Origin of the sequence: Bacteroides pyogenes DSM 20611 = JCM 6294 (genome assembly GCF_000428105.1) — a bacterium.
Lineage (GTDB): Bacteria > Bacteroidota > Bacteroidia > Bacteroidales > Bacteroidaceae > Bacteroides > Bacteroides pyogenes.
This window is the reverse complement of the sequence record NZ_ATZH01000014.1, coordinates 91,317-98,914: the sequence shown is the minus strand read 5'-3', so window position 1 is coordinate 98,914 and position 7,598 is coordinate 91,317. Positions and strand designations below refer to the sequence as shown.

Annotated in this window: 8 protein-coding genes and 2 tRNA genes; 2 read left to right on the top strand and 8 right to left on the bottom strand. The window is 45.9% G+C overall.

What is annotated here, in order from left to right; genetic code table 11:
* Positions 1 to 399: 399 nt before the first annotated feature.
* The 5 genes from C234_RS0104990 to C234_RS0104970 form a co-directional block, all read right to left on the bottom strand.
* The gene (locus tag C234_RS0104990) at positions 400 to 1,659 is read right to left on the bottom strand and encodes a Gfo/Idh/MocA family protein (RefSeq protein ID WP_027324872.1); all 1,260 of its coding nucleotides are present in this window, start codon (positions 1,657 to 1,659) and stop codon (positions 400 to 402) included.
* A 65-nt stretch (positions 1,660 to 1,724) separates the two neighbouring features.
* Positions 1,725 to 1,797: transfer RNA gene (locus tag C234_RS0104985), tRNA-Gly, on the bottom strand.
* Between the two features lie 9 nt (positions 1,798 to 1,806).
* A tRNA-Tyr gene (locus tag C234_RS0104980) sits at positions 1,807 to 1,889 on the bottom strand.
* A gap of 50 nt (positions 1,890 to 1,939) precedes the next feature.
* Positions 1,940 to 2,434: a 6,7-dimethyl-8-ribityllumazine synthase gene (ribH, locus tag C234_RS0104975; RefSeq protein ID WP_021647273.1), complete on the bottom strand. Its 495-nt coding sequence runs from the start codon at positions 2,432 to 2,434 to the stop codon at positions 1,940 to 1,942.
* A 171-nt stretch (positions 2,435 to 2,605) separates the two neighbouring features.
* Positions 2,606 to 3,289: a tetratricopeptide repeat protein gene (locus C234_RS0104970; protein ID WP_027324871.1), complete on the bottom strand. Its 684-nt coding sequence runs from the start codon at positions 3,287 to 3,289 to the stop codon at positions 2,606 to 2,608.
* A 161-nt stretch (positions 3,290 to 3,450) separates the two neighbouring features.
* On the opposite strand from C234_RS0104970, the gene recF reads away from it, so the two are divergent.
* A complete protein-coding gene (gene recF / locus C234_RS0104960) occupies positions 3,451 to 4,557 on the top strand; it encodes a DNA replication/repair protein RecF (protein WP_027324869.1) in 1,107 nt (368 codons plus the stop codon).
* On the top strand, positions 4,557 to 4,844 hold the full coding sequence (locus C234_RS0104955) for a DciA family protein (protein ID WP_021647269.1): 288 nt from the start codon (positions 4,557 to 4,559) through the stop codon (positions 4,842 to 4,844). Before recF ends, C234_RS0104955 begins: the two co-directional genes overlap by 1 nt.
* A 10-nt stretch (positions 4,845 to 4,854) precedes the next feature.
* Here the strand turns inward: C234_RS0104955 and C234_RS0104950 are convergent, their stop codons facing one another.
* From C234_RS0104950 to C234_RS0104940, 3 genes are all read right to left on the bottom strand, one after another.
* Positions 4,855 to 5,394, bottom strand: a complete 540-nt coding sequence (locus C234_RS0104950; RefSeq protein WP_027324868.1) for a 5-formyltetrahydrofolate cyclo-ligase — start codon at positions 5,392 to 5,394, stop codon at positions 4,855 to 4,857.
* The gene (locus C234_RS0104945; protein WP_027324867.1) at positions 5,369 to 7,057 is read right to left on the bottom strand and encodes a S41 family peptidase; all 1,689 of its coding nucleotides are present in this window, start codon (positions 7,055 to 7,057) and stop codon (positions 5,369 to 5,371) included. Before C234_RS0104945 ends, C234_RS0104950 begins: the two co-directional genes overlap by 26 nt.
* Positions 7,058 to 7,148: 91 nt before the next feature.
* Positions 7,149 to 7,595 (bottom strand): dCMP deaminase family protein, encoded by a 447-nt coding sequence (locus tag C234_RS0104940; protein WP_027324866.1) that lies wholly within the window; start codon positions 7,593 to 7,595, stop codon positions 7,149 to 7,151.
* Positions 7,596 to 7,598: the final 3 nt, after the last annotated feature.

Genomic DNA, 7,598 nt, shown 5'->3' with positions numbered 1-7,598 from the left:
GTATAAAAAGTTATGCTTAAAGATACAAAATCTTTAGGTAATAACAAAGCCCCGGCTTGTGAAAGTCGGGGCTTTGTGCATAAAAAAAGAGGTGTGCATTTTGACACACCTCCTTTGTTTCATCAATGGGAAACTGAATGAACTTTGTGCTTTAATGTTTTGAGTCGACTTTTTTCGGTTTATTCGCAGGTATGGTTGTCTTCGGTTAGTGCTCTTTTATTTGAGGCCGACACTCTTTCCGTTTGCTTCGGTGTGAAAGAATTTATGCTGCGGATACTTGCTTTAGGGCGTGCCGTCTGTTCTTTTGCGAGGTAAGAATCTGCCCCTCTTTATTCTGTTTGTATATGGGTAAGGAAATTTCCCTGTGCAAGAAGCAAATCCTTAATCTTTTATAACGATTTATGGATTGTCGGGCCAAATGGCGCCACGCGTGAAGTCGGGAATTGCTACGGGAATGCTTCCTTGCAGTACCGATTGTTCGCTCAGTTCGGTTATGCACGACCATTCGGCGGCATCATACACATCCATGTCCAAAGGCAATCCGTTGCGCAGGCAATAGATGAGCCGGTAGTCCATCATGTAATTCATTTCATTGGCGATTCCTTTTTGTTTTGCTTCTGCGCCAATGGTGGCGGCAAACGGATGCCGGTAGCGTTCGATGAACTCTTCGAGCGCTTTCCCTTCGAGGGGAGAGGAGCCTTCCGGGTCTAATGTGATGCACGGCGCAGGATATTTCTGTGCGAAAGCCGATGTGCCGCATACGGTATGCAGGCGGCTGTAAGGACGCGGGGTGACGACATCGTATTGCAACATAATGCTTTTCTTCTTTTGCGTTTGGATGAGGGTTGTGTTCACGTCGCCCAACAGATACTTCTGCCGTGCTTCGGGAGAGTCGCTTCCGAAGCGGCGGGCCGCATATGCGCTCATTCCCGCCTGACGGGTGGATAGAGAAACGAGAAACTCCATGCGGTCGCCCCGGTGGATATGCAGTAATTGGCAGAGAGGTCCCAATCCATGTGTGGGGTAGGGGTTTCCGGTGTGCTCGATGCTGTACTTCTTTCCCCAATGGTTGTGGTAGCCTCCTTCGCTTCCATCGGTGAAATACAGTTCGCGCAAGTCGTGTATGTAAGCTCCTTCCACATGCATGATTTCGCCGAACACTCCCTGCTGTTCCATGTTCAGGGTCATGAGCGCGAAGGGATCGTAGCAGCAGTTCTCAAGCATCATGCAGTGCCTGCGGGTCTTCTCGGCCGTGTCGACCAACTCCCAGCATTCTGCCACACTCATCGCGGCGGGAACTTCAATCGCCACATGCTTCCCGCGGAGCATGGCGTACACTGCTATGGGAGTATGTGTAAGCCAGTCGGTACAAATGAATACGATGTCCAGATCGGCTTCTTCGCATAGCCGCTTCCATCCTTCCGTACCGGCATACCCGACGGCTTTCAGGCGGTTGTTCTCTGCAAGTATGCGCTGCGCTTTGCTCAGGTTTCCTTCGCGAATCTCGCACAGGGCTTTTATCTCCACGCCCTCTATTTGCAGATAACGTTGCAATGTAAGCAATCCTCTGTTCCCTAATCCGATAAATCCGATGCGTACGATTGGTATGGGAGGATGGGACAGTCGGAGAACATGTTTCGGATTTGTGTCGTTTTTCATGATGCCGGATAAAAAGTGTTGTTATATAAAAAAAGAGAATCCAATTTCTCAGATTCTCTTCGGAGAGCGGAAGACGGGACTCAAACCCGCGACCCTCAGCTTGGAAGGCTAATGCTCTATCAACTGAGCTACTTCCGCGTTTTTTAGTGGGCAAAGATGGATTCGAACCACCGAAGGCGTAAGCCAGCAGATTTACAGTCTGCCCCATTTGGCCACTCTGGTATTTGCCCTTTATTGCTTATGAGAAAGTTTGTTTCCCAATTGCGGTGCAAAGATACGACTATTTATTTAAACTCCAAAAAAAATCGATCATTTTTATCGCTGTAATTGCGCATTCATCGCCTTTATTGCCCAATTTGCCTCCTGCACGGTCTTCTGCCTGCTGCATCGTGTTGGTGGTGATCAAACCGTAAATCACCGGGATGTCGCTCGTTGCGTTCAGTTGCGTAATTCCTTGGGTGGCTCCCATGCACACATAATCGAAATGCGGAGTATCGCCTTTTACTACACATCCGATGGCTATGACGGCATCGACATCGCAGCACTCTGTCATTTGGCTGGCGCCGAAGGTCAGTTCGAAGCTTCCCGGCACGGTTTTAACCAAGATGTTTTCTTCTTTAGCTCCATGCTTCCTGAGCGTGTCGACCGCACCTTTTAATAAAGCTCCGGTGATATTGAAGTTCCATTCCGAGACAACGATTCCGAACTTCATGCTTTCGGCATTCGGTACAGAATTGAAATCATACTCGGACAAGTTGTGATAAGCTGTTGCCATAATACGTTTTCTTGAGTGAAAGTGGTGTTGTTTTAAAATATAAGCCTGAGGGGTGGGGGAGTTTCTCTGCCGGATAATGCCGCAGAGGAAACCGTTCTCTGGAAAACAAGAAACGAGGGCGACAATCCGATGTTTTTATCTCCCTCGTTGGTGTTGTATCGAATGAAAAAATTATTTATTCATCAATTTGGCCCGTTCGATGTATTTGTCGATATCCATTGCCTGATAAGACTGGAAGTATTTTTCCTTTACTTTGGTATACGCTTTTATGGCATCGTCGTATTTGCCTTGTTTCACCAGAATTTCTCCGGCTTGCATCAGAAAGATGGGGCTGAGCGTGTTGTTGTCGGCTTTATCGGCCGCAGCAAGTAGCGTAGACGCTGCTTTGTCCAGCTGTCCGAGCTGTGCGTAGCAATTGCCTGTCGCTCCGAGGATGGCAGGAGCTACCATTTGATCTTTGCCGTTGAAGCTGTCGAGCATTTTGATGGCTTCATCGTATTTGCCCAATTGCGCGTAGCAGATGCCGGCATATCCTTTGGCCAGATTGGCGGCTTTCGTACCGCTATACTCGTCGGCTACTCTCAGGAAACCGGTGAAACCGATGCTGTCACCGTTTAAAGCCTGATCGTAAGCATCTTGTTCGAAATATTCCTGTCCTTTGAAAAGAGCTGCCTGCGCTTTTTCTTCGCGGGGTTCGGCATACAGGTTCTTGTACATGATAATGCCTGCTACGATAATAACGATAGCAGCCACACCACCGATGATTGCCTTTTTGTACTTGATAAGAAACGCTTCCGATTGTGTCAGGGCATCTTCTACGTTCAGATGCTCGTTCTGATTCTTTTGTTCTGCCATTTTATAATGATTCTTTTTGTTATTATTCGATATTTGATATTTCGACTCGCAAAAGTAGTTTTTTTATGTCTACAAAAGAAATTTAGGAGCATCTTTTTTTGCTTTGCAACTGAAAAGCACGGATTTCTTATTACTTTTGTGAAGAATTTAATGAGTGTGCAATGAGACTGAAACGGATATCCATATTGAATTATAAGAATCTGGCGCAAGTAGAGACAGGGTTTTCTCCCAAACTGAATTGTTTTTTCGGGCAGAACGGAATGGGAAAGACCAATTTGCTCGACGCTGTTTATTTTTTGTCGTTCTGTAAGAGCTGCGGCAATCCGATCGATTCGCAGAATATCCGTCATGAGCAGGATTTCTTTGTCATTCAAGGATTTTATGAAGATGAGGACGGTACTCCCGAAGAAATATATTGCGGGATGAAGCGCCGCTCGAAAAAACAGTTTAAGCGCAATAAAAAAGAATACAACCGCTTTTCCGATCACATCGGATTCTTGCCGTTGGTAATGGTTTCGCCTGCCGATGCGCAGTTGATAGCGGGAGGGAGCGATGAGCGCCGCCGGTTTATGGATGTGGTGATTTCCCAATACGATAAAGAGTATCTGGATGCGTTGATACGGTATAATAAAGCGTTGGCGCAGCGCAATACGTTGCTGAAAACAGACTGCTGTGTGGAAGATGAGTTGTTTGAGATATGGGAAGAGATGATGGCGCAAGCCGGAGAGGTGGTTTTCGGCAAGCGCGAAGCATTTATCAAGGAGTTTATTCCCATATTTCAATCTTTTTATTCTTTTATTTCTCAAGACAAAGAGCGGGTGGGGCTTTCTTATGAGTCTCATGCCAGAGATGTTTCTTTGCGGGAGGTTTTGAAGCAAAGCCGTTCGCGCGATAAAATAATGGGATTTTCATTGCGCGGCATTCACAAAGATGACTTGAATATGTTATTGGGAGAATTCCCGATTAAAAAAGAAGGTTCGCAGGGACAGAACAAAACGTATCTGGTGGCATTGAAGTTGGCTCAATTCGATTTCCTGAAACGTACGGGAAGAACGACTCCTTTGTTGCTGCTCGACGATATTTTCGATCGGTTGGACGCTTCGCGTGTGGAACAGATTGTGAAGCTTGTGGCCGGCGACAGGTTTGGGCAGATTTTCATCACAGACACGAACCGGGAGCATTTAGACCGTATATTATATGAGGTAGGAAGCGACTATAAAATGTTTTGTGTGGATCAAGGAGTGGTACGGGAAATGGAGGTTGAGTAATGAAACGAAATGACGCGGAACAGATAGGGAAATTGATTCAACAGTTTCTTCGCAGAGAGAGTCTGGAGTCTCCTTTGAACGAACAGAGACTGTTGGATGCATGGCCTCAGGTATTGGGGCCTGCGGCCAGCTATACGAGCAACCTTTACATTCGTAACCAAACACTGTATGTACATCTCACCTCGGCTGCTTTGCGTCAGGAACTGATGATGGGGCGCGAAGTGTTGATACGCAATTTGAACAAGAAGGTGGGAGCTACTGTGATTACCAATATTATTTTCCGTTAGATCCGCTTTTTCACCCTGTGGGAAGCGAGTGAATCATATCCATGCTGATGTCTGTTTTCTCCGTAGGGATGTCTTCTATGATTTGAAACGGAAAGCATAGGCCGATTTTGAAAGCAGGTATATGCGGAAGCAAGCGGTCGTAATATCCTTTCCCCCTGCCGAGCCGATGGTTGTTTGCATCGAAGGCTACTCCCGGTATAATGGCTACATCGATGGTTTCGTATGCTGTGAACAGTTCTCCGGTAGGTTCTGATATGCCGTAGCTGCCTGTCCTCAGGTCTTTCGGACCGGTATAAGCATGCAGCTCGAGGTTTTCGCCTGCCACCACCGGCAGAAGAATCTTTTTTTTATCCGCCCATTTCTCGATAAACGCATGTGTATTCACTTCATCTTTCAAGGAGTGGTAAAGAAGTACTGTATGGGCTTCTTGGAAAACCGATAGCTCTTCCAGTCGATTTAGGATTTCGGCAGAAAGAAGGTTCAGCGCGGCGGTAGAGTAACCCGCCTTCTTCAGGGCAATCTGTTTACGCAGCTCTTTTTTCTTTTCCATTTTCAGTTTCTTTTCCATTCTCCTCGTCGGTATCTGCTACGGCAGGTTTGGGAAATGCTTCTTCTTTTTCAAGCAATTCTATGCCTTTTTTAACAGTGCTGTCGGTTTGGTTGAAATATCTGATGTATGCTTCCAAACCAAGCATATTGTAAATGATGTTGCCGTAAATGTTTCTTTCGAGCAACTGATAAGATTTATGGATCAGGATATTTCTTCTCTTCACCCCTTTGCTTTCTGCAAAACGAATGAATTGTTCTATCACTCCTTGTCGGCTGAGATATTTCAGTAAAGATTCTTCATTATCGAACTGGTTTAAGCTCTGTCGATGTTTATCGGTATACTGGAATGTAAATTGCAGTGTAAGTCCCCGATTCAAAACTGTAGACAGATACGAAGAGATTCCTGTTGTGTCTTGTGGCACGAATACGTCGGGCATAATGCCGCCTCCGCCGTACACAACACGTCCTAAGTTGGTATAATAACGTTCGTCTTCGTTTTGCTTGATGCTGTCGCGGGAAAAGAATTCCCCATGTTCATATCGTTTATATAAATCCATCTCATAGTTGCGGTCGTTCCCGCTCTCATAAGGTCGCTGGATACAGCGACCGGACGGCGTGTAGTAGCGTGCTATGGTCAGACGGATAGCCGATCCGTCGCTAAAATCAATGGGTTGTTGCACAAGCCCCTTCCCGAACGAGCGGCGTCCTACTATAGTTCCCCGGTCGTTGTCCTGAATGGCTCCGGTGAAGATTTCGCTGGCCGAAGCGGAACCTTCATCGACCAATACGATCAATGGGATTTTCTGGCAGCTTCCTGTTCCGTTTGCAAACTCTTCCGAACGGGGATATTTGCGTCCTTGCGTATATACGATTAGTTTGCCTTCGGGCAAGAATTCGTTTACCATACGGATGGCGGCTTCCATGTAGCCTCCCGTATTGCCGCGCAGGTCGATTATCAGCCCTTTGCATTTCTTTTGGTTCAGCTCCGCTAATGCTTTTAATAATTCCATATGGCTGGTACGGCCGAACTTGCTGACTTTGATATAGCCTATTTCATTGGTTAGCATGTATGCTGCATCGACAGTATTCTGAGGAATGTCTCCACGAGTTATGGTAAAGCTCAACGGCTGTTTTTCACCCGAACGTTTGACTCCGATTTTCACTTGAGATCCCTTAGGCCCCTTCAGTGTACGCATAGCTAATTCATTATTGATTTTTTTGCCTACGAAAGCACTGTCGTTTACACTGATGATGCGGTCGCCTGCCATTAATCCTACTTTTTCCGAAGGGCCTCCTTGAATGACTGCGTTGACATGGATGGTGTCGTTCTGAATAGTAAACTGAATGCCGATTCCACTGAAGCTTCCTTCCAGTTCGGAGTTGATTTCTTCAAGATTCTTGGCGGGAATATAAGTGGAGTGCGGGTCCAGTTCTGCCAGAATCTGAGGCATAGCTTTTTCTACAAGCTCTCCCATGTTTACGGTATCTACATATTGGTCGTCGATAATGCGCAATAGCGCGTTCAGTTTGTTGGAAGAAGCATTGATGATTCCCAAGCGATTACCGGCAAAATGCTTGGCATAAAATGTACCGATAAGAATCCCGATTACCACACTGACAGCTATGATGACAGGTGTAAAGCGTGAAGAGTTCTTTGTGCTCATATCTTTATTAGTTAGTGGCTATAATGAACAGCAAATTCAAACATGGGTTTGTGCCGTTGTTTATGTTATGCTATTTTTCTTCTTTTATTTATTATTTGCTTTCCCGTTCTTGTTCCATATCTACATACAAAACTTCTATTCCCGCTCGCTTCAACAGTTCTATGCCGTCCTCGAGGCGATAATGCTCGGAGTAGACTACCCGCTTGATACCGGCCTGTATGATCAGCTTTGAACATTCGATGCACGGAGAAGCTGTGACATACATGGTAGCGCCGTTGCTACTATTGTTCGAGCATGCGATTTTCGTAATGGCATTGGCTTCTGCATGAAGAACATAAGGCTTGGTCAGATTGTTTTCATCTTCGCATACATTCTCAAAGCCCGATGGGGTTCCGTTGTATCCGTCTGAGATAATCATTTTATCTTTTACAATCAAAGCTCCCACCTTGCGTCGTTTGCAATATGAGTTTTCTGCCCATATATTTGCCATACGTATGTAACGCTTGTCGAGTTCCAATTGTTTCTTTTCCGTATCCATGTT

Excerpts from the sequence above, each read along its gene's own strand:
- recF (WP_027324869.1), top strand. The coding sequence starts at position 3,451 with ATGAGACTGAAACGGATATCCATATTGAATTATAAGAATCTGGCGCAA.
- C234_RS0104950 (WP_027324868.1), bottom strand. The coding sequence starts at position 5,394 with ATGGAAAAGAAAAAAGAGCTGCGTAAACAGATTGCCCTGAAGAAGGCG.
- ribH (WP_021647273.1), bottom strand. The coding sequence starts at position 2,434 with ATGGCAACAGCTTATCACAACTTGTCCGAGTATGATTTCAATTCTGTA.
- C234_RS0104940 (WP_027324866.1), bottom strand. The coding sequence starts at position 7,595 with ATGGATACGGAAAAGAAACAATTGGAACTCGACAAGCGTTACATACGT.
- C234_RS0104990 (WP_027324872.1), bottom strand. The coding sequence starts at position 1,659 with ATGAAAAACGACACAAATCCGAAACATGTTCTCCGACTGTCCCATCCT.
- C234_RS0104970 (WP_027324871.1), bottom strand. The coding sequence starts at position 3,289 with ATGGCAGAACAAAAGAATCAGAACGAGCATCTGAACGTAGAAGATGCC.
- C234_RS0104955 (WP_021647269.1), top strand. The coding sequence starts at position 4,557 with ATGAAACGAAATGACGCGGAACAGATAGGGAAATTGATTCAACAGTTT.
- C234_RS0104945 (WP_027324867.1), bottom strand. The coding sequence starts at position 7,057 with ATGAGCACAAAGAACTCTTCACGCTTTACACCTGTCATCATAGCTGTC.